This window comes from Sporolactobacillus inulinus (genome assembly GCF_006539285.1).
Taxonomy (GTDB): domain Bacteria; phylum Bacillota; class Bacilli; order Bacillales; family Sporolactobacillaceae; genus Sporolactobacillus; species Sporolactobacillus inulinus.
Map to the genome: position 1 here is coordinate 1 of NZ_BJMS01000054.1, position 25394 is coordinate 25394.

The 25394-nt window shown below is 46.8% G+C and carries 27 protein-coding genes and 1 riboswitch; of the genes, 23 read left to right on the forward strand and 4 right to left on the reverse strand.

Annotation, left to right across the window (positions count from 1 at the left end; genetic code table 11):
• Positions 1–90: 90 nt before the first annotated feature.
• The gene (locus SIN01_RS08640; RefSeq protein ID WP_010023967.1) at positions 91–888 is read right to left on the reverse strand and encodes an HAD family hydrolase; all 798 of its coding nucleotides are present in this window, start codon (positions 886–888) and stop codon (positions 91–93) included.
• A 252-nt stretch (positions 889–1140) separates the two neighbouring features.
• Positions 1141–1731: a folate family ECF transporter S component gene (locus SIN01_RS08645; RefSeq protein WP_010023969.1), complete on the reverse strand. Its 591-nt coding sequence runs from the start codon at positions 1729–1731 to the stop codon at positions 1141–1143.
• 62 nt (positions 1732–1793) lie between these two features.
• A riboswitch (THF riboswitch) is annotated at positions 1794–1900 on the reverse strand.
• A gap of 286 nt (positions 1901–2186) precedes the next feature.
• On the opposite strand from SIN01_RS08645, the gene SIN01_RS08650 reads away from it, so the two are divergent.
• The 11 genes from SIN01_RS08650 to SIN01_RS08700 all read left to right on the forward strand — a co-directional run bounded on the left by SIN01_RS08650 (position 2187) and on the right by SIN01_RS08700 (position 9946).
• On the forward strand, positions 2187–2369 hold the full coding sequence (locus SIN01_RS08650) for a hypothetical protein (RefSeq protein ID WP_010023970.1): 183 nt from the start codon (positions 2187–2189) through the stop codon (positions 2367–2369).
• Positions 2370–2390: 21 nt separating this feature from the next.
• Positions 2391–3047, forward strand: coding sequence for an alpha/beta family hydrolase (locus tag SIN01_RS08655; protein ID WP_010023971.1), 657 nt, complete (start codon positions 2391–2393; stop codon positions 3045–3047).
• Between the two features lie 71 nt (positions 3048–3118).
• Positions 3119–3661 (forward strand): GNAT family N-acetyltransferase, encoded by a 543-nt coding sequence (locus tag SIN01_RS08660; protein ID WP_337588996.1) that lies wholly within the window; start codon positions 3119–3121, stop codon positions 3659–3661.
• A 28-nt stretch (positions 3662–3689) separates the two neighbouring features.
• Positions 3690–4205: an NUDIX hydrolase gene (locus SIN01_RS08665; RefSeq protein ID WP_010023973.1), complete on the forward strand. Its 516-nt coding sequence runs from the start codon at positions 3690–3692 to the stop codon at positions 4203–4205.
• Positions 4206–4449: 244 nt separating this feature from the next.
• On the forward strand, positions 4450–4956 hold the full coding sequence (locus SIN01_RS08670) for a DUF6141 family protein (protein WP_010023975.1): 507 nt from the start codon (positions 4450–4452) through the stop codon (positions 4954–4956).
• Positions 4957–5022: 66 nt separating this feature from the next.
• Positions 5023–5241 (forward strand): helix-turn-helix transcriptional regulator, encoded by a 219-nt coding sequence (locus SIN01_RS08675; RefSeq protein WP_010023977.1) that lies wholly within the window; start codon positions 5023–5025, stop codon positions 5239–5241.
• On the forward strand, positions 5222–5656 hold the full coding sequence (locus SIN01_RS08680; protein ID WP_010023978.1) for a hypothetical protein: 435 nt from the start codon (positions 5222–5224) through the stop codon (positions 5654–5656). The genes SIN01_RS08675 and SIN01_RS08680 overlap by 20 nt, the downstream gene beginning before the upstream one ends.
• Before the next feature lie 26 nt (positions 5657–5682).
• On the forward strand, positions 5683–5895 hold the full coding sequence (locus SIN01_RS08685; protein ID WP_010023980.1) for a hypothetical protein: 213 nt from the start codon (positions 5683–5685) through the stop codon (positions 5893–5895).
• Between the two features lie 32 nt (positions 5896–5927).
• Positions 5928–6386, forward strand: coding sequence for a GNAT family N-acetyltransferase (locus tag SIN01_RS08690; RefSeq protein WP_010023982.1), 459 nt, complete (start codon positions 5928–5930; stop codon positions 6384–6386).
• Between the two features lie 46 nt (positions 6387–6432).
• A complete protein-coding gene (locus SIN01_RS08695; RefSeq protein ID WP_010023984.1) occupies positions 6433–6924 on the forward strand; it encodes a tetratricopeptide repeat protein in 492 nt (163 codons plus the stop codon).
• Positions 6925–7288: 364 nt separating this feature from the next.
• A complete protein-coding gene (locus tag SIN01_RS08700) occupies positions 7289–9946 on the forward strand; it encodes a cation-translocating P-type ATPase (RefSeq protein ID WP_010023986.1) in 2658 nt (885 codons plus the stop codon).
• Positions 9947–9999: 53 nt separating this feature from the next.
• Here the strand turns inward: SIN01_RS08700 and mmuM are convergent, their stop codons facing one another.
• A complete protein-coding gene (mmuM, locus tag SIN01_RS08705; protein ID WP_010023987.1) occupies positions 10000–10947 on the reverse strand; it encodes a homocysteine S-methyltransferase in 948 nt (315 codons plus the stop codon).
• 707 nt (positions 10948–11654) lie between these two features.
• Here mmuM and SIN01_RS08710 point away from each other — a divergent pair.
• The 5 genes from SIN01_RS08710 (at position 11655) to SIN01_RS08730 (ending at position 17718) form a co-directional block, all read left to right on the forward strand.
• A complete protein-coding gene (locus SIN01_RS08710) occupies positions 11655–12347 on the forward strand; it encodes a GntR family transcriptional regulator (RefSeq protein ID WP_010023988.1) in 693 nt (230 codons plus the stop codon).
• 118 nt (positions 12348–12465) lie between these two features.
• Entirely contained in the window at positions 12466–14007 is a 1542-nt protein-coding gene (gene gntK / locus SIN01_RS08715) for a gluconokinase (RefSeq protein WP_010023989.1), read from the forward strand.
• 57 nt (positions 14008–14064) lie between these two features.
• A complete protein-coding gene (gene ilvD, locus SIN01_RS08720; protein ID WP_010023990.1) occupies positions 14065–15732 on the forward strand; it encodes a dihydroxy-acid dehydratase in 1668 nt (555 codons plus the stop codon).
• Positions 15716–16357 (forward strand): bifunctional 2-keto-4-hydroxyglutarate aldolase/2-keto-3-deoxy-6-phosphogluconate aldolase, encoded by a 642-nt coding sequence (locus tag SIN01_RS08725; RefSeq protein WP_010023991.1) that lies wholly within the window; start codon positions 15716–15718, stop codon positions 16355–16357. The genes ilvD and SIN01_RS08725 overlap by 17 nt, the downstream gene beginning before the upstream one ends.
• Before the next feature lie 32 nt (positions 16358–16389).
• Positions 16390–17718, forward strand: coding sequence for a GntP family permease (locus tag SIN01_RS08730; RefSeq protein ID WP_010023993.1), 1329 nt, complete (start codon positions 16390–16392; stop codon positions 17716–17718).
• Between the two features lie 47 nt (positions 17719–17765).
• Here SIN01_RS08730 and SIN01_RS08735 read toward each other — a convergent pair whose 3' ends face one another.
• Positions 17766–18149 carry a RidA family protein gene (locus SIN01_RS08735; protein WP_010023994.1) on the reverse strand — a complete coding sequence of 128 codons (384 nt, stop codon included), beginning with the start codon at positions 18147–18149 and terminating at the stop codon, positions 17766–17768.
• A gap of 290 nt (positions 18150–18439) precedes the next feature.
• Between SIN01_RS08735 and SIN01_RS08740 the strand changes: the two genes are divergently transcribed.
• The 7 genes from SIN01_RS08740 to SIN01_RS08770 all read left to right on the forward strand — a co-directional run bounded on the left by SIN01_RS08740 (position 18440) and on the right by SIN01_RS08770 (position 25238).
• Positions 18440–18658 (forward strand): DUF1659 domain-containing protein, encoded by a 219-nt coding sequence (locus SIN01_RS08740; RefSeq protein ID WP_010023995.1) that lies wholly within the window; start codon positions 18440–18442, stop codon positions 18656–18658.
• 44 nt (positions 18659–18702) lie between these two features.
• Positions 18703–18921, forward strand: a complete 219-nt coding sequence (locus SIN01_RS08745; protein ID WP_010023996.1) for a DUF2922 domain-containing protein — start codon at positions 18703–18705, stop codon at positions 18919–18921.
• Between the two features lie 178 nt (positions 18922–19099).
• Complete coding sequence (locus SIN01_RS08750) at positions 19100–19270, forward strand: YvrJ family protein (RefSeq protein ID WP_010025201.1); 171 nt, start codon at positions 19100–19102, stop codon at positions 19268–19270.
• Positions 19271–19447: 177 nt separating this feature from the next.
• The gene (locus SIN01_RS08755) at positions 19448–19669 is read left to right on the forward strand and encodes a hypothetical protein (RefSeq protein ID WP_010025199.1); all 222 of its coding nucleotides are present in this window, start codon (positions 19448–19450) and stop codon (positions 19667–19669) included.
• A 351-nt stretch (positions 19670–20020) separates the two neighbouring features.
• The gene (locus tag SIN01_RS08760) at positions 20021–21925 is read left to right on the forward strand and encodes a PTS mannitol transporter subunit IICBA (protein ID WP_010025197.1); all 1905 of its coding nucleotides are present in this window, start codon (positions 20021–20023) and stop codon (positions 21923–21925) included.
• A 64-nt stretch (positions 21926–21989) separates the two neighbouring features.
• Positions 21990–24071, forward strand: coding sequence for a BglG family transcription antiterminator (locus SIN01_RS08765; RefSeq protein ID WP_010025195.1), 2082 nt, complete (start codon positions 21990–21992; stop codon positions 24069–24071).
• Positions 24072–24086: 15 nt separating this feature from the next.
• The gene (locus SIN01_RS08770; RefSeq protein WP_010025193.1) at positions 24087–25238 is read left to right on the forward strand and encodes a mannitol-1-phosphate 5-dehydrogenase; all 1152 of its coding nucleotides are present in this window, start codon (positions 24087–24089) and stop codon (positions 25236–25238) included.
• The last annotated feature ends 156 nt before the right edge of the window (positions 25239–25394 follow it).

The following is a 25394-nucleotide window of genomic DNA, read 5'->3' on the forward strand; positions in this document are numbered from 1 at the left end:
CCCCCAGGAAAAATTCGTGTCCGAGGTGGCTACGTATCGATTGAGGGAGCTCCGCGGTTTGTCGAAATCATTCATTGGAGAGCTTTCTCCTCAGTCTAAAAACCATTTTTCTAGCACCTGTGCGACGCCATCCGTATCATTTGTGCCGGTACGCATGGTCGCATCTTTTTCTAAGCCTGGTGCCGCATTGCCCATTGCAACTGAATAACCACAAGCCTTGAAAAGATCGAGGTCATTCCAATCATCACCAAAGGCCGCTACCTGGCGCATTGGAATGGCGCGCTTTTGACAAAGTGTTGAGATTGCACTTGCCTTAGATATATGTTTTGCCATAATATGGAGCAGTTCGCCTGCATCGGTCTCAACCACACTCAGTTGCGCTCTGAAATTCATGATATAGTGCTTCGTCTCTGCAGAACAGCGAAAAAGTAACAGTTTATTTGCGGGAATTGATGCAAGACTTTTGTCTGAGACAATAGTCGGAGGAACAAACATATGCTTGCGGTTTTGCTCATAAACGGCGTTTGATAGAGCATAGAGCACGTCCTCAGATTCAATAGACAGTTTATCTTGTTCTTTGTTGCGGCAGACTTGAGTAATGATTTTTGCGGCTATTGCCGGGGAAATTGTGAAGCTGGATGTATTGCCGCTAAGATCACGACAATAAGCGCCATTATAATAAACAGCGGAGACATTCTTCATAATGATAGAAGGAAGCAACGCTTTTACCGAACGTGGCGGACGAGCAGTCGCGATAAAGAGATCTAAGCCTAATTGCCCGCAGCGCAGCAAAGCGTTTTGCGTCCGTTCTGATAGTTTCTTTTGAGAATCTAGCAGCGTACCGTCTAGATCAAAGACGAGTGCGCGAATTGATCGGAGACTGTTCATCGATCGGTCACCTCTTGCCTTTCTGTTATCATGCTAGTATCAGAGTGCATGCCGGTTTTGCTTGAAGGAAGTGTACAGGAGAACCTGAGAAGTGTCAATGATTACGGACCGGTAAACGAGTGATCCCAGCCATTTTTTATCGCTTTTTCGAAATGAAAAATGCCCGCTTCAGCGCAACAGATCGCATGCATCTGTTGAGGCGAAGGGGGCTTTGGGTTTATATCATGTTTTGGGAGTTGTATTCATTCATGATCAGATCAGTGAGATTCGGTTGTCGTTCTGAATCAGATGCGTATGCGTCAACACCGGCAGTAATAATTGCAGAAACACAGTCAGCATGATGGTCTCAATCGGCAGCATCACGAGATTTTTGATGATGCTGTTAATAAAGAAAAACCAGTAGCCCTTGCCGAAAAGCAGTTGGCTCCAAAGGCATCCGAGACCAACGTTCACACCCAAGTTGACAACCAGTTTGGCAATAAAAAGACGCAAAACGGAAATCCGTCTTCGATAGAGAAACAAGCCATAGATGAAACAGCCAAGCATGGAAGAAAGCGTATAACCGGGGAAAAAGACACCGAATGGGTGGGCGATGTAGCCGACAAGATCCATTACAGCTCCGGCAAAGATGCCGAGTAACGGGCCATAGATCATGGAGCCGAAAGCAACGATGAGAAACGTGAAGGAAAGATGCAGATTCAGAGCAATAGGGATGGAGAAATAACCGATCACGACACTGAGCGCAACAATGATTGCTGCAAGCGTCAGCCGGTTCAATTTGCGGAATTCCGTAGCTGATGCCTTCCAGTAGGCAGCGGTAAATACAGAAAAATCTTTATCCATTATAAAATCCTCCTCATGTTTGGCAAGGTTGCCACATAAGGGAGGACGAAGCTCCGATATGCGGCAGCGGGATGCGATTCTTGCACGGCAAACGGCGCCAGCGCCGTTTTTCGTCCCAGGGACAACTCCCCGTCCCCCGGGCACGTAACCCACAACAATCTACTCTGCCATTAATCAATTCTATTTTAGCCAATCTTAGAGGCTGGCGCAATTGTTTTAAGAATTGATTGATGGGGATAAGCCGAGCATGAGCCGGATGAATGCCGGTGGGGAAATTTGCGACCCCGATCCAGTATTGTAATCTGCTTGTCTATTGTTAAACTAAAAGAAATGAAGAAGTGAGTGCCTCTGTCCCAGTCTGAATACGGAGGACCTGGCTACCGATACACATAAAGACGCGCTTATGATGCACCCCAATCACTTAAGCGTTTTAGTAGGAAGGGAGAAATAATTTTGTGAAACATTTTGCCTATAGATTTTTGCAATGGCTCGTCTTTCTTGGCGAATGGCTGCTGTTTTTTAAGCTCATGGAGCTGACACCTTTGCTGTATCTGTCGGGATTCATCGAATTCTTATCTATCCTTTTTGTTACGATTCTTGCATTCGCAGTGACCGTCATTGTCTTTCGTAATCGTTAGTTCTCGTGAGGAGTGAATCGAATGAATGTTTCGGAAGAGCGTGTCGAAGCGCGCGGGAATAAGATCAGTTATACGCACATCGACGTGGGCTCAAATGTGGTATGCTTCATGTTTTCCGGTATCGGCTATTTGTACGACAAACCGCTTCTATACTATGCGACGATGAAAATGCTTGAGCATGGCATCGATGTCGTTCATGTGCACTATCATTTTAAGAGTGAACTACTGAAAAAATCTTTTGCAAAAAAATGTCAGGACATGATGAACGTTATTCAGCCGGTACTCGATGCGGTGCTGGCGGATCAGGCTTATGTACGCTGCCTGTTTTTAGGCAAATCGATCGGTACGATTCCGATTGCCGGCGCGCTAGTAAATCAGGAAAAATTTAACGATGCTCCGATTATTTTGTTGACGCCGCTGATCACGTATGATGAAGTGTTCATGAACTTGCTCGAATGCAGGCATCAAGGATTGCTTGCGATTGGTGATAAAGATCGTTTTTACGATGCAGACCGGGTGAAGCAGTTAAAGCGGACGCATTTGACTATTGAGGTTATCCATAATGCCGATCACTCGCTGAATGTCGGCACATTTGATACCGCTGTCTCCATTACAGCACTGGCTCGGGTGATGAGAAGTCTTGATGCAGTGATTCAAAAGTTTAAACTACAAGGGTGAATGTGATGATTCGTTATGAAGGAAAACAAATCGTTGTTCGGGACTGGATACCGGCAGACAAGGACGATTAGATCTACTGGACGTCGCCAGGCCGGTACTGGCAAACGTTTGACGGCCCGTATTACCCGCGCCGATCAAAAGAAGAAGTGATTGAACAGGTCGAGGCTCATTATGAAAAAGTGAGCAATGGCACATTAGAATCGCCACGAACCCGGCTAGCGATCGCCGATAAAAGGACGGACAAGTTGCTCGGCAATGTCGGCTGGTATTGGGAGAGCAAGCAGACGAACTGGCTATGTGCCGGGATCGCCATTTTTGATCCGAAATTCTGGGGCGACGGACGCGGCTATGAAGCCTTTGGTTTATGGACCGATTATCTGTTTCAAGCGATGCCGGAGATCGTTCGCGTCGACCTGCGCACTTGGTCCGGGAACTTTGGCATGATGAAGCTGGCGGAGAAGCTTGGCTATACCAAAGAAGCCTGCTTCCGCAAAGCGCGCATTGTTGACGGAAACTATTATGATTCAATTGGATTCGGCGTACTGCGCGAAGAGTGGGAAGCCTGGCATCCTGAAGGATTTCAAAAGGAATTGGTGGATGAGGCTTCATCCTAAAATTTACTTCATGTGGAAGTGAACAAAGATGGAACGATGGGATATTTACGATAAAAATAGAAGGTTAACCGGTCGAACAATGGCAAGAGGGCAAAAATTTGGCAAAGATGATTATCATCTTGTCATTCATGTCTGCATTTTTAATTCGAAAAATGAAATGCTCATTCAGCAACGCCAACCATGGAAAAAAGGCTGGCCGAATATGTGGGATGTTACGGTTGGCGGAAGCGCTTTGTCTGGTGAATCAAGTATCGAAGCCGCTGAACGAGAAACGTTTGAAGAACTAGGCAATAAGATTGATTTGTCAAATGAACGACCATTTTTCACGGTGAACTTCGATACAGGCTTTGATGATTATTATCTTGTTGAGCGAGAACTGGCGATTAAAGATCTGAACCTACAATATGAAGAAGTACAATCCGTGAAATGGGCGAGCAAGGACGAAATCGTATCCTTGATTCAAGAGGGCAGATTTATTGATTATTGGTTTGCTGAACTTCTCTTTGAGATGCGAAAACAACGAGGTGCGCACCGCGCAAGGTGAAGAGGTGCATAAAATTGCGCTATCTGGACAGAACCTGTAATGAAATCGACGAAAGTGGTAACGAAATTTCGAACTTGTTTTTATTGTATTGCATTTTCGTGTATTATAATAATCTTTAGAAAGATCGGAAAGATGTGACCTTTACAAAGTGACGGCTGGGGTTTCGCTCATCATTCATGGCTGGGTACACCGCCATGAATGATTTGAATGCTGTGGTGAAAACGCATTCCGAAGGGAGTGGATGATGTTGTCATCTGTTTATTTCCGCGAAGTTCAAAAAATGAAGCAATGGTGGTTATGGATTGTGGTTCTGGGCATTTCGGGACTCATTTGGTATGGCTTTATCAGTCAGATTTTTTTCAATAAACCGTTTGGCACGAATCCAATGCCCAATGCGATGATGATTGTTTTCTTTATTATTTTCGGGTGTGTTTTTCCGATCTTTTTTGCTCAAGTGCGTTTAACATGCGAAGTGAGAAAGGATGGGCTTTATGTCTGTTTTTTTCCGTTTCACCTTCGCCCGCGATGCTTCGGGTGGAATGCAATAAGTAGCTATCGAATCATTGACGATCAGCCAATGTCTAGGTTTGGCGGCTGGGGTATCCGATTCAATCTACGTGGTGAGAAAGCATACACGGTAAGTGGTACGCAGGCGATCGAACTCGTCTTGAACTCTGGACAAATCGTTGTCATTGGTTCGTCCAATGCCGCAAAACTTAAAAAAGCGATGGATTTCGCACATAGAATGTAAACTATATATTGCATGTCATGTAATATATAGTTTACAATATTGTTATGGAGGTGATCCTATTCTTTGATGAATTCTGTAAAACATGCTCGGATGGAGAGGGGAATGACGCAAGTGCAACTTGCAGAAAAAACTGGGGTAACTCGGCAGACCGTTAGTCTTATTGAAAAAGGAAAATATAACCCGACGCTTAAATTATGTTTGTCAATTTGTTACGCCGTAGGCAAATCGCTGGATCAACTTTTTTGGGTAAACGAGGGGGAAAAACGTGAAGAAAATTACCGATGAACGATTAATCCTTGTCAATTTAAAAAACATCCGTATTGCTTTTGTATGCCAAACGCTTGGCATTCTTGCAACTTTATTTTACACAGCGTTCCGCAGTGGAGCAGATATTGCGTTTCAATCACCATTATTTTTTGTCTTAATCATGACAAATGTACTTCTCATCTTTCTACAAATGAGGGTAACAGCCGATGTTGAGGAAACCGAGAGAAAACGAAAGAAAGTCCTGCCGTACTATGCTTGTGTCCTCATATCGCTGGCTGTCGGGGCGATCATTGGCACGGTTGCTTGGACTTTTGATCGCCAGCACCCGTTAAGTGCGTGGATCATCGGTATCGTATTTTTTGTCTGCTTTCTTGCTTCCTATTCGCTGATGTACTTCTTAAAGAAAAAACGCAGCGAAGATGATGATGAATGAGCGTTTAAAAAAGGAGGCGGTTCTGCGTGGGGTTCTTTTCACGATTAAAGCAGAATTATGTTTTCAAATGTTCGGAATGCGGCAAGACAATTGAACCTGGTGAATTTATGTGTGTGATGGCCAAATCGCCGGAAAAGGCTTGGTATGGCGTCACTGAAACCGTCATTCATCGGTTTGTTACAGATACAGGCGGGAAAATCTATTGCAAGGCGTGTTTTGAACGCAACTATGGAGAATAAAATGAGAGAGAGCTGCAATAGGGGGAAGAGAAATGAACATCGTTCCGATGAATCGGCAGTATGCGGATGAGTATCTCCACTGGCAGTACAAGGAACCTTATACCTTCTACAACATCCCGCCTGAAGGAATTGAAGAGACCGATCACGAAATTTTTGACGATCCGTCGATCCATTATTTTTCGGTATTGAAAGATGGCCGCTTATTCGGTATCTATTCGTACGTCGAGATAGAAGATGGACTGGAGATCGGGCTAGGCATCTGCCCTGAGGAAACGGGCAAGGGAAACGGAAAGCGATTTGTATCCGAATGTCTTGAATTTGGCCGGAACTATTTTAATTACCAAGGGACGTTTACACTTGATGTTGTTGAGTTTAATCGGCGAGCGATTCATTTATACAAACAATTAGGTTTTATTGAAACAGGCGGAGCATCACGGTTGAGCTTTGGCAAGTCGGTCACATTCATTAAAATGGAATTAGGCGCAACTTAAAACGTAGGAATTTAATCTTATTGATTCCATGAAAGTGGGGGGTTCAATGGACGCAGCGATTGAACAATTGATACAGGAAGCAAACCATCTCATTGAGCAAGGCGCTGTCGAATGCGGATTGAACCGATTCAAATCATTGACGCGCGATTATCCTGTGAATAGTCAAGTTTTCCTCCACTATGCGCTGTCACTGGATCAACTTTCTAAGGAAAGTGAAGCCATTCCCAACTATCAAAAAGCGCTTGAACTAGGACTAAGCTCGGATGATGAGCGCACGGCGTTGATAAGTCTCGCTTCGTCATATCGAAATGTTGGCAATTTGGATGCGGCGCTTGAAACGATCAACCAAGCGCTTGAGAAGAATAAAGACCATCCTGCTGTTCTTTGTTTTTACAGCCTGATCCTTTTAGACAACGGAAAACCGCAACGGGCAGTAAAGATGCTGGGAGAGCTTTTACTCAACGAAGTGGATCCTGAAAAATTTGCCGGTTTTGATCAAGCGCTTAGCGCCAAGTTTAAAGAACTTATAGAGGAATGAAAATACCTGATCTTTTTTGACTTAGACGACACATTACTCGATCATTCCGGTGCAGACAAAGTAGCCATATAGCGCAAAACTCTCCCATGCATGGAAGTGCTGTGGCATTTTCTTGTATGCCTGCTCAGACCTCAGGCAAAGATTCCTGGATCAATGCATGCAATGGAAACGAAGTGAGTTGCGAGACGCAGCATCGATCAAATCATTTTTCATAATCAATAATGAATCCGTTTTCTAAATCATAGTGTAAATGAGTTCGACCATTTTTTCTAAAAAAATGGCTGCATTCCGTTGTTGAATTTCAAAAAAGGGTAAAGATAAGTGAACGGAATTATTTGTTGTGAAGGAAGGATGGTGCGACGCATTGAACTGGTTTTCACAAAATGCAGAACAAGTGCTGCAGGAGCTCAATGTCGATCCGAAGCAAGGGCTCTCGGATGCAGAGATTCAATCGAGACTTGAGAAATACGGCGAGAATAAATTAAAGGGCAAGAAAAAGAAAAGCTTGGCTGCACTTTTTTTTGCTCAGCTTAAGGATATGTTGATTTATGTATTGCTCGGGGCGGCAGTGATCACGCTGCTGATCGGCGAGTATGCCGACGCGATCATTATTTTGCTTGTTGTTCTTTTGAATGCGGTCATCGGTGTCTTTCAGGAGTTTAAAGCGGAGAAAGCGATCGAAGCACTGCAAAAAATGACGACGCCTCGTGCACTGGTGCGCCGGGGTGGCGATGTTGTTGAAATTGATTCGAAGAACATTGTTCCTGGCGATATCGTTGTGCTTGATGCGGGACGGTATATTCCTGCGGATCTTCGTTTAACGGAGAGTGCCAATTTACAAATTGAGGAATCGGCGCTGACCGGCGAATCGGTTCCCTCAGAAAAGAATGCGGCACGTCTTTTTGAGGATCCGAAAACCCCGCTTGGCGATCTCGCCAATATGGCATTTATGTCGACACTTGTGACCTACGGACGTGCGGAAGGCGTGGTTGTAGGGACGGGAATGAATACTGAAATTGGCAAAATTGCCAAGGGACTTGACGAAACGCAGACAGATCTGACACCGCTGCAGAAACGGCTGGCCGGGCTGGGAAAAACACTTGGCTATCTTGCGATTGGCATCTGTGTGCTGATTTTCATCATTGCACTCATTCAACGGCGTGACTTGTTTGAAATGTTTCTTACCGCGATCAGTCTGGCCGTCGCTGCGATTCCGGAGGGTCTTCCAGCGATTGTCGCTATTGTGCTGGCACTAGGCGTGACGCGCATGTCGAAAATCAACGCGATTGTTAAACGACTTCCGGCGGTTGAAACCCTCGGGTCGGTAAACATTATTTGTTCGGATAAAACAGGAACACTGACGCAAAACAAAATGACGGTTTTGCATTTGTATACCCACCGCAAATTTCTTGATGTTCCCTCTGAAGGAACGGCGACTGCAGCGGAAAGTACGCAGAAAAAATTAATTCAGACCATGGTGCTTTGTAATGATGCAACGCTTGATGATGGCGAAGGCACCGGCGACCCAACCGAGATTGCATTGGTCGTTTTGGGAAATAAATATCATTTTCCAAAACGTGAGCTGGAAGCAGCCCATGAACGTGTGGCGGAAAGGCCGTTCGACTCGGATCGCAAGCTGATGTCAACGGTTAACAAAGAGGGCGACCACTACCGCGTTCATACGAAGGGGGCCTTCGATAGTATTTTAAAGATCGCCACCCATGCTCTGGTTAATGGTGAAAAAGTACCGCTTACCGATGACCTTAAAGCGGATTTTCTCAGAGCCGCTGAAGAGATGTCCGATCAAGCCTTACGTGTGCTTGGTGCGGCCTATAAAGATAGCGATGAAGTGGTTGAACCGGATCAGATGGAAAACGACCTGACGATTCTTGGCTTGGTGGGAATGATCGATCCGCCGCGCCTCGAAGTAAAGGACGCGATCCGTCAAGCGAAAGAAGCAGGCATTACGCCGGTGATGATTACCGGGGATCATCAGCACACCGCTGCGGCCATTGCGATGCAGCTTGGTATGGCCGAATCACTCGATCAGTCCATTTCCGGTAGCCAGCTGGATGCGATGAGTGATGATGAATTGAAGCAAAAAATTAATCATTACCGCGTCTTCTCCCGGGTATCTCCGGAACATAAGGTGAAGATTGTCAACGCGTTCCGGTCTCACGGCAACATTGTATCGATGACCGGTGACGGGGTCAATGATGCCCCGTCACTCAAAAATGCGGACATTGGTGTGGCGATGGGGATTACCGGTACCGATGTTTCCAAAGGCGCAAGCGACATGATTCTAACCGATGATAATTTCACGACCATTGTTGCGGCAATCCGCGAAGGGCGCAACATCTACAATAACATTAAGAAATCCGTTGTTTTTCTGCTTTCCTGTAACTTGGGCGAGATTGTAGCGATATTAGCTTCTGTACTCTTCTTCTGGCCGATGCCGCTTTTGCCGACCCAAATTTTATGGATTAACTTGATCACGGATACTTTCCCGGCCATCGCACTTGGCGTCGATCCGGGCGACAAAGACGTGATGAAGAAGAAACCCCGTGATGCAAAAGAGAGTTTCTTTGCCGGTGGAGCCGCTTTTCGTGCCATTATTGGCGGACTGCTGATCGGTATTTTGACTTTGGTTGCGTTCTACTTTGGTTTGAGTGAGCATGGGTACCAGCTTTGGTCCGGCTCAATTCCGGAAGATGTGCTTACCTATGCAGAGACGATGGCATTCGTTGTCCTTGCTGTATCGCAGCTGTTCTACTCGTTGTCGATGCGCAGTGCAACGCATTCGATTCTTCACGTCGGGCTGTTTTCAAACAAATACTTGATCGGCGCGATCATCCTCGGAATCGTTTTGCAATTTGCCGTGATCTCAATTCCGATCCTCGCCGGCGCCTTCCATGTGCAAATGCTGACGCTGCGCGATTGGATTATCGTGATTGCCTTTGCGTTAGTACCGCTCGTGATCAATGAGTTGATTAAGCGGTTTACACGTTCGGCAAATAATTAAGACTGCCTAAAAAAGCCGTGAGCGTTCAGCGCTCATGGCTTTTTTGCTTCAGGTTAACGTGCCCATTCGGTGATTTCACGAATATCATCGGGTGAGGTGCGGCAGCAGCCGCCAATCAGCGTTGCTCCGGCTTTTGCCCAGGTCTTTGAGGCATCGAAAAAACTTGGCCGATGCTTTGATGAGATCCAGATTTTCTTAATCGGGTGATATTTCTCACCGGAATTCGGATAGACAACGATCGGTTTGCGGGTTGCCGAACGAATCACAGGGATGGCTTGGTCTATTTTCATCATTGAAAAGCAGTTCACGCCAATGGCTGCAATTTGATCATTGTCGTTGAAAAAAGCGGCGGCTTCGGCAAGCGGCGTTCCGTCACAAAGATGCTCGGGGTCTTTCAAACTGAACGACAGCCAGGCTTCATCTTCCGGAAATGCATCATTCAGCAGTTTGGCAAGTGCCTGGGCCTCTGCAAAGTTCGGCATGGTCTCAAAGGCAAAAAGATCTATACCCGCTTTTTTTAAGAGCTGCATACGCGACTGATGAAACATACGGTAGCCGCCTTCATTCAAGGTATAGTCTCCGCTATATTCAGAACCATCGGCGAGGTACGCACCGTAAGGACCAACGCTTCCGGCGATCAGTGGATAAGGGCGTGATGCCTGCTGCTGCGGGGAGAGGCTCGCCCAAAATTCGGCGCGTGCATCAGCAGCAAGCTGAACCGTTTTGCTAATAATCCGTTCTGCTTCTTGTTCCGAATAACCGCTTTGCTGGAAGCCGAGCAACGTTGCTTGATACGTATTAGTCGTTGCGATGTCGGCACCAGACTTGAAATAGTCCAGATGCACTTGTTTGACAACCTCGGGATGCTCTTGAATAACCGCAGCCGACCACAGCTCGCTGTCCAGCGCGATCCCATGCTTTTCAATCTCCGTTGCCATTGCACCATCGAGAATGATCGGATTGTATTGTTTCAACAGTTTGCTTAATTTCGTCTGTGTCATGGATAGCCTTCTTTCTATACAACATGGTGACTCCTATTCTTGTTATTATACAAATAATTTTGCGGGTTCAAAAGCTGTCTACAGGCAAAAACGGATAGGAAACGATCCAAAATCAGGATAACGTGAGCAAAAACGCTGCCTTCGCAAACAACCGGAACGGACACCCCTCGGCATGAATCAGCAAATCGTATTGGATCGGCTATTCCTTGTGCGATTAAGTGAACAATCCTTTGAATTTTTTGTGAAGAACATGTGAACGTCACCCAATTAAAAGGCAAATTGCTCAAAAACAACCTTGACAATAGTTTGTGGGCAGACTAATATGAAGCTGTAAAAAGAAAGGGCTTACAAAATAACGCTGATTGATGAAACGGAAAGACGATGGGCGTTTTATTTTTTAGAATTAAAGTAAGCGCTTTATTTTGTGGCCCGACTTGTCGACAAGTATACCGAAGCAAGGGATGTTCATGAATCGTGAACCGTCATGCCTGTAATAAAAAGGTATGGATCAGCCGTCGAATGACGGTGTATGGCGAACCCTCTTTAAGAGACCGTGAAGGGACGAAAACAGAAGCTGTTGTTTTCTAAAACTCAGAGACATTCGTTGTTGTTTGGTTGCGTGAATATAGCTACAATAGCCTTGTAGCGACACAGTTTTCACAATCAAATGCTCGAGTGAATGAATAGGAGCGACAGGAGAATGGACGATGTTGAAGTTTCCGTCAATGTGGCTAAAGAATGCTTCACTAGGCGATCAAATTGCCAATGAATTACGCCTTAGGATCTTAGAGAATCAGATTAAACCCGGAGAGGTTTTATCAGAAAATAACATTGCCGGGCAGTATGGAACGAGCCGCTCACCGGTTCGCGATGCACTCAAAGCACTTTCTTTAGATGGATTAATTCGGCTTGAGCGGATGGGGGCGGTTGTTCTTGGTATGAGTCTTGACGATATTCAAGAACTGTATGATATCCGTGAAATGATCGAAAACTTTGCGCAACAAAAGGTTTCAAAGAAAAATGTACGTCTATTGGTTCAAGAGTTACGGCAAAATATTGATAAAATGGAACTTGCAGCAAAGTATGATAATCATAGTGAGTTCGCCTACTATGACCTGCTCTTTCATGAGACCATTGTGCGTCATGCGGAGCATAAGCGTTTGCTCAACCTTTGGAACAGTATGAAGCCGCTGCTGATGTCTGTCATTCTTGTTACAACCGAACGCGTCTTTGCGCAAAGCGCAGAACATGTGCATTGGGTCGTGAGCAAACATCAACGCATCGTTGAGGCAATTGCGTCGCAGAACGATGGGCTGATTACGAAAACGGTCGGCCGTTATTTTGACGATTCGAAGCATACATTAACGGAATCGTTTGACGACGTTGACCGTCCGAAATAATCCACATTTGTTGCAGAAAAAAGTAGTGCGCATCTTGTCGACAAGTCGACAATTAAGATTAATTTGTAAGCGTTTTATTAAAAATGTGATAATCTTCACAAAAAAAGGAGGAAGTATAATGAGTGACTACATGATCGGTGCGGATATCGGCACAACAAGCACTAAGGCAGTCCTTTATAAGACGGATGGAACGATTGTCGCCTACTCAAATATGGGCTATCCCCTCTATACACCGGATGCGTTTACTGCAGAACAAGATCCGGAAGAGATTTTCACGGCAGTTCTTTCAGCGATTCGCGAAGTGGTTGCTAAGGGCGGCGTTTCACCCCAATCGATTGCTTTTGTTTCCTTCAGTTGTGCGATGCACAGTTTAGTTCCGGTGGATGCTGAAGGAAAGCCCTTGATGCGCTGCATGACTTGGGCCGATAACCGCAGTATCGAATGGTGCGACAAAATTAAGAAGACGATGGGTGGACACGACATTTATATGAAAACAGGGACACCGATCCACCCCATGTCGCCGCTTCCAAAACTCGTATGGATGAAAAACGAACGGCCGGAACTTTTTAATCAAACAAAGAAATTTATATCGATTAAAGAATACATCTTTTACAAATTATTTCACACCTATGTTGTCGATTATTCGATTGCCTCAAGTACAGGGCTGTTTGCCATGAAGACACTGACCTGGGACAAAGACGCGTTGGCTGTCGCAGGGATCACGGAGGCGAATCTTTCCGAACTGGTACCGACGACCCATCAAATGGTCGGTATGGATCCGGTCTATGCGGAGCAAATGGGCCTGAATGAGTCGACGCCGTTTGTTCTTGGCGCAAGTGACGGTGTTTTGTCAAACTTAGGCGTTAATGCGATTGATCCGGGTGTCGTTGCGGTCACGATTGGAACCAGCGGCGCGATTCGTACGGTTGCCGACAAACCTTCGGCAGACCCGAAAGAACGCCTCTTCTGCTACGTCCTGACTGAGGATAAATGGGTCATCGGCGGCCCGGTGAATAACGGTGGCGGCGTGTTGCGCTGGGCGAGAGATGAATTTGCCGCTGCTGAAGTGGAGACCGCTAAACGGCTCGGCATTAGTCCGTACGAAGTGCTGACGCGTATGGCGGCGCGCGTAAAGGCGGGGTCGGACGGATTGATTTTCCAACCTTATTTCAGTGGCGAACGGGCGCCGCTATGGAACCCGAATGCTCGCGGCGCTTTCTTTGGCTTGACCTTGCACCATCAGAAACAGCATATGATTCGTGCCGTCCTTGAAGGGATAATCTACAATTTGTACAGCGTGATGCTGGCGATGCGCGAGCGGACCGGTGAACCGAAAAAAATCCAGGCAACCGGCGGCTTTGCGCGTTCAGAGTTGTGGCGTCAGATGATGGCCGATATTTTCGCACAACCGGTTAATGTTCCGGAAAGTTTCGAGAGTTCATGCCTCGGTGCCGCTGTGCTCGGCTTGTATGCAACAGGGCGCGTAGACAGTCTAAGTGCGGTGGCGCAAATGGTCGGATCGGTGCACAGTCACGAACCGATCCCGGAAAATGTTGAAACCTACCAGCAGCTGTTTCCTATTTTCCTGCGCCTGTCTCGCAAACTTGAGGATGAATGGTCGGCAATCGCCGCTTTTCAGCACAAGCAAGTGGATTCATGAGTTTTTGTAACAGTGAAAGTCAAAATCTTTTGACAAAAAATTGAGGGGGATAAAATCATGCACAACCGTTTATCACAAATTCAACCCTACACACGGGCTATATTAAAAGGACATCTTTGCTCAAGCGGCGTTCCTTATTCCATGATGGATCGACCGATCATTGCCATCGCCAATTCATGGAATGAAATTGTACCGGGGCATGTTCACCTAAGAGAACTGGCCGATCATATTAAAAAAGGCGTGCTCGAGGCAGGCGGGTATCCGCTTGAATTTAATACGATCGCGGTCTGCGACGGGATCGCTCAAGGCCACGACGGCATGAAGTATTCACTGCCGAGCCGTGATGTGATTGCCGACAGTGTTGAAACAATGATTCGCGCACATGAGATCTTTGACGGAATGGTCATGATCAGTTCATGTGACAAAATCGTACCGGGCATGTTGATGAGTGCGGCACGGCTGAATCTTCCAACGCTTGTCTTTCTCGGCGGGGTGATGCCGAACTACATTAAACCGAAGGAATCGAAAGCCGCGCGACAGGAGTTCTTAAGCGGCAGTCTGGATGAGCAAGGCCTTGTCGCGGTAACACGCAAATATTATCCATGCGCCGGCGTCTGCCCATTCCTTGGTACGGCAAATACAATGCAAGGCTTATCCGAGGCATTAGGTATGGCACTGCCGAACTCGTCATGGATGAGAGCGCTTTCCGATGAACAGCTTCATGCTGCGGAAGATGCAGGACGCCGTGCGGTTGAACTGGTCAAAAAGAAAATTCGCGTGCGTGATATTTTAACGAAGGAAGCTTTTGAAAACGCTATCTCAGTACTTTTGGCGATGGGTGGTTCGCTGAATGCTTGTCTGCATTTGCCGGCCATTGCCAAAGAGATTGGCATCGACTTGCCGTTGGATGCGTTCGACCGCATCAGTCGCAAAGTACCGTTTATTGCAGCGGCGACCCCGAATAACAACAATTTCACAACCAATGATCTGCAGCGTGCCGGCGGTGTTCCGGCGATCATGAAAGAACTCAGTCCGCTGCTTCATCTTGATGCATTGACCGTTACCGGCGAGACCGTTAAAGAGAATATTGCGGATGCTAAGGTTAAAGATCGCGAAATCATTCATCCGCTTGACGCACCGATTGAAGCACAGGGCGGCATTGCGGTTCTGAAAGGGAATTTGGCCGAGGATGGTGCGCTGATCAAGCAATCGGCGGTTCCGGAAGATTTGATGGCTTTTCAAGGGAAGGCGATTGTATTTGACTCGGAAGAGCAATTTGATGAAGCCTATCACAACGGAGCGATTCAGGAAAACCAAGTGGTCGTGATTCGTTATGAAGGGCCAAAAGGCGGTCCGGGCATGCGCGAATTGCACCGCTGCACAGAGATTCTTTCACGCTACAAAAAGATTGCGCTAATCACCGACGGACGCTTCTCCGGTGCTTCAGCAGGATTGTCGGTCGGCTACATGAGCCCTGAAGCTGCGGAAGGCGGTACCTTGGCACTTGTGCGCAACGGTGATCCTATCGCGATCGATGTACCAAATCGGGATTTGACCCTGCTGGTTGATGACGAAACGCTGGAAAAAAGAAGAAAGGAAATAAAAGAACCAAATAAAGATGCGAGCAAATTTTTATCACTCTACGCATCCAGTACGGCCTCTGCAGCACATGGTGCCGTTCGAAACACTTTGAAAGAGGGGAAAACATATGCTGAAAAAATATGAAACCTTGAACAAACTGAATCAAAAGCGTCTGGTCGCCGTGATTCGCGGGAAGAACGCAGAGGACGCGGTGGCAATCGGTCAGGCAGCGATCAATGGTGGTATAGAAAGTATCGAGGTGACACTGACCACACCAAACGGCCTGACGGCACTGCAGCAATTGAAGAAAAAGGAAAAAACAGCCGTGATTGGTGCCGGTTCGGTGCTTGATCCAGAAACGGCGCGCCTGTCGATCATTTACGGCGCTGACTTCATCGTAAGCCCGAATTTTTCAAAAGCAATCAGCGAAGTGTGCAACCTTTATTCGATCCCGTACCTCCCTGGCTGCTTTACGGTGACCGAGATCACCGAAGCGCTTCGTTCCGGCGTTGATGTGATTAAAGCCTTCCCCGGGAGCGTAGCCGGACTTGGCTTCATAAAAAGTATCCATGGTCCGATTCCAAATGTGGCAATCATGCCGACCGGCGGCGTCAATCTGCAAAATGTTGACGAGTGGCTGAATCAAGGCGCTTACGCGGTTGGGATCGGAAGTGTGCTGACCAAAGGTGCGGAGAATGGCAACTATCACGCAGTTGAAGAAAATGCGCACGCGTTCACAGATAAAGTAGGCGTCCTTAACTTCTCGTGAGCACCCACACCAGTAAATGGAGATGATTCAAGATGAGCAGTATCTATTTGATTAGTATTACGGTTCTAGCGATTGGTCTCGTCATACTTGGTGTCACCTGGTTCAAATGGCATGCATTTATCAGTTTATCGGTCGCAAGTCTGTTTCTCGGCATTGCTGCCGGACTGCCGCTTATGAAAATAGCACAAAGCTATGAAACCGGTGTCGGCGGTATTTTGAGTTCATTGCTCGGTATTCTGGCATTGGGTACGATTTTGGGAAAAATGATGTCGGAATCTGGGGCAGGTCTGCAAATCGCACAATTTTTTACGCGTGCGTTCGGCGAACGACTGCTACCGTGGGCGACTTTTTTTGCCGGTTTAATCATTAGTATTCCTGTATTCTTTGAAGTTGGGCTTGTTATTTTGCTGCCACTGGTGATTGCGATTCAGAAAACGACAAAGAAGAGTTTGCTGCTGATCGCCATACCAATGATTTCAGCATTATCAATCTCACACGGGATTGTTCCGCCGCATCCAGGCGCGATGGCCGCCATTGGTATTTTTCACGCAGATGTCGGTCAGGTACTCATCTATTCCTTACTTGTTTCGCTTCCTGCCGGGATCATTGGCGGTCCGATTTTTGCTTACTACATTAGTAAGCGCATACAACCTGTTTCGGAACCTAAAGTGGTTGCTGCCAATGTGTCGGCAAAAACGTACCCATCAACCTTCGTTTCTTTTCTCACGATTCTTTTGCCGATCATCTTGATGATTGGCGCGGTCGCTGTTCCCTTTATTTCGATGCCAGGCTGGCTGGCAGATCTACTGAATTTTCTCGGACATCCGTTAATTGCTTTGCTTGTCTCCGTCTTTGTTTCCTATTATTTACTCGGTATTCGCCGCGGGATCGGACGCAAGCTGATTGAAAAGCTGACCGGCGATTCACTGGCACCGCTCGCCTCAATTATGATGATTATCGGAGCCGGCGGCGCATTCAAGCAAGTGCTGATCGCTTCCGGAGTCGGCGGTGCCATTGCTGAATTAGCAACAAACTGGCAGCTTTCACCGCTCGTCATGGCCTTCGTTGTCGCTGGTTTAATTCGGATTGCAACCGGGTCGGCAACGGTCGCGCTGACGACAGCAGCCGGAATTGTTGCCCCGATCGTCGCCAATATGACCGGCGTCAATCTGCCGTTACTGGTGATTGCCACCGGAGCCGGATCGCTGATGTTCTCTCACGTGAACGATGCCGGGTTCTGGCTGGTAAAGGAATACCTAGGACTTAGCGTCAAGCAGACTTTTAAAGTTTGGACGGTATTGGAAACGCTGCTCTCCTTTGCAGCATTTGCTCTTGTTCTCGTACTTGATCTGTTTGTCTGAAGACATAGAACGGCCCGAACGCGCTGGTACTGCGTTCGGGCTGTTTTTCATCCTCTATAGGCAACGCACGAGACTTCGACTTGTGCACCTTTCGGCAAGGCAGCAACTTGAACCGCACAGCGCGCCGGCAGAACCTCGCCGGTGAAGTAGTCCGAATAGACGCTGTTGACGGCCGCAAAATCATTGATGTCGGCCAGGTATACGGTTGCGCTAACCACGTTGGAAAAGTCAAGATCGGCTTCATTTAGCACGGCTTTCAAATTTTCAAAGACGCGCTTTGCCTGCACGTCAATAGCGCCCTCAACGATCATTCCAGTTGCCGGGTCGAGCGGAATCTGTCCGGATGCAAACAGAAAATCACCAGCCTGAACACCTTGGGAATAAGGACCGACCGCTTTTGGTGCATGGTTTGTTGCGATTTGTTTTTTCATGGGGAACAACCTCCTTGGTATGTAAGCGTCTGCGGTGAATGAGACGCAATCACAAGTTTTCTATTAGTTTAGCACAATTGAGGGAGGGGAGATGAATAAATAAGCAAATCTAGTGATGATTCGTGATCCCGCTTCATTGAATCTTGCTTCGCTGAGTTGTATCAAACAAGCCAAAAATTGTATCAACCGGTTCAAAGCATTATCTGAGAATAGAAGCGTTCATCTTTTTCAATTGTGCTCACCATTTTAAAACCGCTCATCCTACTTCTTAAATGTAGGAGGTGATAGAGATGGCAACGAGCAAAATCATTGCGTCGGTGTTCGTGATGAATTTGAACGGCGGCTTGGACGATCAGGGAAAGCCGGTGACGCTAAGTAAATCGTTCCGCAATATTAAAGCGGAGGCGGCTCCGGACAGTCTGCTGACGATTGCGCAGAAACTTGCGCCACTTCAGCAGCATGAACTGATTTCCGTCGAACGCAACGACACGACCGACATTCTGGCCTGACCAAAACGATGGACAAGTCCATCAGAGAAAGGAGGGATCAATGAATGAAAAAACTGAATCTCGTTTTTTTGAATGCTGAGGGAAAAAGCGTGACCTTGTCTTTGAATGATCCGGTTGAACCGGCGGATCCGGCTGCGATTAAAGATGCGATGAATACAATCCTCGCGGAGCAGGTGTTCCTGTCGAACGGCGGCGATCTTGTTGCCCTTAAGTCGGCGCGCATTTCGGAAAACAACACAACACCAATTGAATTGGAGGTATAACGGTTTGGTCAGAAGCCGGGGCGAAGACGCATTGCACGCTCCGGCTTTTTGACACTGGTAAGAAACTATAAAAAATAAAAGACTTAAGGAAACGGGTGTAAGCGCAACTAAGACTTTTCCTTCGCCAGAGGCTTGACAAAGCCAAGTTTTCTAATCGACGTGGAAAGGAGGCATTCGCATGGAGGTGTGGTTCTCAATGATTAAGGACGTCGGTTTTCCGGCTGTCGTCACCTTTTTCCTCTTGCACCGGATTGAAGGCAAGTTGGATGAGCTGATCCAGTCCGTCCGCCTGCTCCCGATCAATCAGGAGACCGACCGGACAGAAGAACGACTTCAGAAACAGGCATAAAAAAAGCGGTACGTGTTGCTTCGGCAGGCGTACCGCTTTTCGTGGACGCTCCTCATTTCGCGCGCATTACAGCTGAAAATGGAAGAACGATGGGGAAGAATCTGCATTGCTGCGAATGATCAATTATTTTACACTAAATGATGAAGCATTCTATCTAATCAGGGGAGGGGTATACGCGTGAAAAAAAGCAACGCAAAAAAATTCACCTTTCTTCTATTGCTCATCTACTCCGTTGTTTCAGTACTTGGACGATTTATCGATCATCTCTATTTTGCAAAATCCGATCCGGCGTATTCACTTTTACATGATTTAGTTTCCAGCGCGATAACCTTTGTTTTGTCCTGCATCTTTGCAAGTCTATTTTTTAAATTCATTTATCCAAATGGAGAAGACAATTAAACATTTGGTTCAGCCATTTGGATCATGCAAGACAATCCGCCTTGTGCTTCTTTGATTGATGCAGCTTCGGTTGCTGCTTATTAACCAGTTTTGTCATCAATTGGTTGGCAAAACTGGTTTTAGTTTGTCTTGCCTTAGACCACTGCGGCTCCTTATAATAAATATGTAGTAAAGAGGTTTTCAGATAACACCATATGAAAGCGCTTAATAAAAAGGCTGTTTCATAACCTATCGCAAAATGCGTGGCTTTTATTTTTATTAAATTGGAAAGCGCTTACGTGAAGAAAGTCACTCTGGAAAACCGTCACGTTCATTCACGACTTCAGGCAACAAACAAAGGAGGTAACACATATGTCTGCAGGTTCAGGTGTAAAAGTTAAAGTTCAGAAGTTCGGTAATTTCCTAAGTTCAATGATTCTGCCGAACATCGGCGCCTTCATCGCATGGGGACTGATTACAGCACTCTTCATTCCAACCGGCTGGCTGCCGAATAAGGCGCTTGCTGAACTCGTTGATCCAACCGTAACCTATCTGCTCCCAATTCTGATTGGTTATTCCGGTGGTAAATTAGTCTTTGATCATCGAGGCGGCGTGGTTGGCGCAATCGCAACAGCCGGTGTCATTATCGGTACCGATATCCCAATGTTCCTCGGTGCGATGATTATGGGGCCGCTCGGCGGTTATGTCATTAAAAAATTCGATAAAATGGTTGAGGGCAAAATAAAAACCGGATTTGAAATGCTCGTTGATAATTTCTCAGCCGGCATTCTCGGCGCACTGCTTGCCATTCTTGCTTTTCTCGGTATCGGGCCGGTCGTCGATGCGGTCAGTGCCGCTCTGGCATCCGGTGTTGAAAGGTTGGTTGGCGCAGGCTTGCTTCCGCTTGCAAGTTTGTTCATTGAACCCGGTAAGGTACTCTTCCTGAATAACGCCATCAACCATGGTGTATTAACACCGATTGCGGTTGAGCAGGCACGTCAGTACGGAAGTTCGGTACTTTTCCTACTTGAAGCAAACCCAGGTCCTGGGCTCGGCATTCTGCTTGCTTACAGCTTTTTCGGCAAAGGCAATGCGAAGAAGTCGGCACCTGGTGCGGCGATCATTCATTTCTTTGGCGGAATTCATGAAATCTATTTCCCTTACATTTTAATGAAACCGCTTTTATTCATTGCAACAATCGTTGCCGGTATGAGTGGTATTTTTACACTGGTTACGCTGAAAGGCGGGCTGGTTGGTCCGGCTTCACCAGGCAGCTTTATCGCTATGCTTGCCGTAACACCGAAATCCTTTGGCAGCTTTGCAGCAAATATTGCGGCTGTATGCGTTGCGACGATCGTCTCTTTTGCAATCGGCAGTCTTATTTTGAAAACCGATAAAGCGGGTAATGAAAACCTTGAAGAAGCAACCCGGAAAATGGAGAGCATGAAAGGCAAGAAGAGCCGCGTTTCCGGTGTGCTTACCGATTCGAAGACGCTCGATCCGCAAGCGGTGAAGAAGATTGTCTTCGCGTGCGATGCCGGCATGGGTTCCAGCGCGATGGGCGCTTCGCTGCTGAGAAAAAAGGTGAAAGCCGCCGGTCTGGCGATCAATGTCACCAATACAGCGGTAAGTTCCATTCCAAGCGATGCACAGATCGTCGTCACGCAGTCTGAGCTGACGCCGCGTGCAAAAGAAAAAGCACCGGATGCTTATCATGTGTCGGTTGATAATTTCTTAAGCAGCCCATCCTATGACCTGTTAATCAATCAATTAAGTAGAGGCGAAAAGGCAGTGCCGGAGGCAGCGGAAGAATCAAGCGTTGCGCCATTTGTTGACGGTGATATCCTTCGCAAAGAAAATGTGTTTATCAACCAATCATTTAAAAGCAAAGAAGAAGTGATTCGCTTTGCCGGACAGAAACTGGTGGAAGGCGGCTATGTAAAACCATCCTATGTCGAAGGGATGATTGCTCGCGACCAGCTGATGTCGACGTATATGGGCAACGGAATCGCCATTCCGCATGGCACAGAAGAAGTGAAAAAAGAAGTGCTGGCTTCTGGTATTGTGATCATTCAGATTCCAGAAAGTGTTGATTTTAACGGAAACAAGGTTCGGCTTGTCTTCGGCATTGCCGGAAAGAACAACAGCCATTTGGAAATTCTGTCTAAAATTGCGGTCGCTTGCTCGGATGTCATTAACGTTGGTGAAATGGTTCGCGCACAGTCGGTCGATGAGCTGATCATGGTGATTAACCATGCGGTCGCGCAAAATGCGTGATCGTTCCTGCGGGTAATCGATCAATCACTGTGCTACGATTGAAGAAAAAAGGCGGATGAATCCGATGGTCTTGACGAACCGGGAAAAAATGATTTTAGAGCTGCTCTTGAAAACAAGCGGCAAGCATTCGGCTCTTTCAATCGCCAGTTATTTGCAGGTGAGCGTTCGTACAGTCCGGCGCGATCTGAAAAATATTGAACGACTTTTGGCGCCGCAGGGCTTGCAGCTGGTTCAAAATAAAGACAAAAGTCTTTGCATCCAAGGAGCGAATCAGGCGGTTTTCAAGCTGGTTCAGGAGTTGGCGAACGTGCAGCCGGTCGATCTTTCGGCGAAGGAACGGAAGCTGCTCCTGTTTCTGAAATTGTTTCAAAGCGATGAATCGATGAAAATGGGTCCGCTTGCCCATGATTTGGCCATCTCATCAACGACACTCACAAGTGATTTGGACGATTTATCCGACTGGACGAATGACTTCGGTCTAACACTTTCACGGAAACGTGGCGTTGGCATTCAATTGATTGGGTCTGAACGGGCGAAACGAACAGCACTGGCTAATTTCTATTTATTCTACTTTAACGAGAATTTGATTGAAGCGATTTTTCAGCTCAATCATCAGACGTTGGCAGAAGATCAGCTCGTTCTTCATTATTTTAAGGCCAATCATCTGATTGTGATTGATCAGGCGATGAAAAGCAATATGAAAACACTCTATGCAGAGCTTGCCGACAGTGACTACATCAGTTTTCTAATCCAGGTGTGTATCGCTGTTCAGCGCTACGCATCCGGTCATCCGCTTCAGGATGACGATCAGGACGAATCAATCAGCACAGAAATGGAAGCGTTGCCTTTTGTTGGGAAAATCGCCGCTATTGTTAAAAATCAGCTGCGGATCGACTTGCCGGTACAGGAAAAGGCATTTATGGTCACACTGCTGAAGGGATCGCGGCTGCAGAATGCGGAATCGATCTATTTTGACCAAGTGATTACTGGAAAAGCGATTAAAAAGTTGATCCAGCATGTGTCGCAAGCGCTTCATATGGATTTGACCAATGACTTTTCACTGTTTCAAGGATTAATGGCGCATCTTGAACCATCATTGTTTCGAATTCGTAAGGATTTGGCATCCGTGAATCCGCTTACGAAACAAATCAAGACTCAATATTCTGTTCTGTTTCAGATCATAGAGCGCTCGCTGCGGGAGGTCTTTCAGTCTATTCGCTTTCCTGATGATGAGATTGCCTACATCGTACTGCACTTTGGTTCGGCATTGGAGCAACGCAAACAGAAACGAAACATTCGTGCATTAGTTGTTTGTCCGACCGGAATCGGCGCATCGAAAATGCTGGCGTCACGCCTTAAAAAGGAAATGAAAGAGCTTTATTCAATTAAGATTGCTTCCATTCATGATATGGAGAAGCTTGAACTCGATCAGTTTGATTTGATCCTGTCGACCGTCCATTTGCCGAAACAGAAGATCCCATGCCTGTTTGTCAATCCACTGCTCAGCCAGGCCGATATTGAGGCAATTAAACAGGTGACCGACCGACTCACAGGCAAGCAGGGACAATCGCTGTTTTTGACGGATCAGGAGCAAATTCAAGAAGAAACGGGCGATCATTCGTTAGAGCAACTCATGGATGAGATCGATCGTCTTCAAGCGGGTATTCGCGCGATAATGAAAACTTTTAAAGTGATTCGTCCCAAAGGTGCCGAAACGACTCAAGCGATTTTGCAGATGCTGTTATCACAAGCGGCAGATGATTCGCTTGTCAGTGATGTTTCGCGCGTGCTCTGCCGATTGATCGAGCGGGAACAACTCGCCGGTCTCGGCATTCCAGGTACCGACATGGCCCTGTTTCATTGCCGTGATCGAGCTGTTCGATCACTCTGCTTTCGCATCGCTCATCTCAACGAACCGATCGAGCTTGCGGCGATGGACGGCGGCAGGATCCCGGTGCGCAACATCCTGCTCCTGCTTGCCCCTGAAGCGCTGCATCCAATGGAGCAAGAAGTGATTCGTACCGTAAGTAGCTCATTAGTTGACGATCGTGAAAGCACGCTGATTTTCGCTTCAGCGAATGAAACGACGATCCGTGCCAAATTGGAAGCCAATTTTTATCAACTACTGATTCATAAATTTAAATGAAAAGGAATGAGGATCATGAAGGAAGTTGTACATTTTGGTGCAGGCAATATTGGAAGAGGATTTATCGGCGCTTTATTTTCAGAATCAGGCTATCACGTTTCGTTTGTGGATATCGCAGAGCCGATTATTAACGCATTAAACGAAAAGCAAACCTATAAGGTCAGAACCGCTGCTGAGCATCCGGAGACGATCACGATTACCAACGTTTCCGGGATCAACAGCAAAACGAACCCGGATCAGGTTGTTGCAGCAATCGGTAAGGCAGAGTATCTGACAACGGCAATCGGGCCGAAAGTGCTGCCGTTCATTGCGCCACTGATCGCCAAGGGACTGAAAGAACGGTTGACGCATACAAATGATAGAATCTATGTGATTGCTTGTGAAAATCAGATCAACGCGACCGATTTGTTAAAAAAAGAAGTTCTGAAGGCGCTTGACGAAGCGACAACGAAAAAGCTAAATGGCAAAGTCTTCTTCTTAAATTCAGCGGTTGACCGTATTGTTCCGCTGCAGCACAATGACGAACTGCTCGATGTACTCGTTGAAGACTATCGTGAATGGATCGTTGAAACGAACGAACAATTGCCGCAAGTAAAAGGGATGCAGATCGTACCGGATCTTGCGCCGTATATTGAGCGCAAACTGTTCACGGTAAATACCGGTCACGCGACCACCGCTTATTTCGGCTACCAAGCAGGGAAAAAGAAGATTCATCAAGCCCTGCAGGATCCGGAACTGTATCAGGACGTTAAGGCAACGATTGAAGAGACCGGAGCCTATCTGATCAAGCAGTACGGCTTTAAGCCCGAGGTACATGAACAGTATATTGAAAAGATTCTGCACCGCTTCCAGAATCCGAAATTAAATGATGACGTAACCCGTGTCGGTCGCTCACCACTGCGCAAACTGGGTGCCGAAGACCGTCTGGTAAAACCAGCACGTGAAGCGCAGAAACTCGGTTTGTCGTTCACGCATCTTGCGAAAGTCATGGCTGCAGCGCTGCACTTCGATTACAGTGAGGATGCGGAGGCAGAAAGCCTGCAACGGCAATTGAAACGAAAAGGCGTGCAAGCTGTTCTTCGTGATGTAAGCAGACTCGAAGCAGAAGACCCGATCGCCAAAGAAGTCGTTCATTACTATGAAAACGTCAATCTGCTCAAAAAATAAATTTCAATAGCGAAGCGCCCTGCCGAATTGCGGTAGGGCGCTTTGCATAAATTTTGTCATGTAGACAAACCGACAAAACAGTGCCTTGGCAGGGCATCAGCATGGCATCAAAAGCAGAGAAATCCCGAAGTTAAAGCGAAATGCCGAAAAGTTATG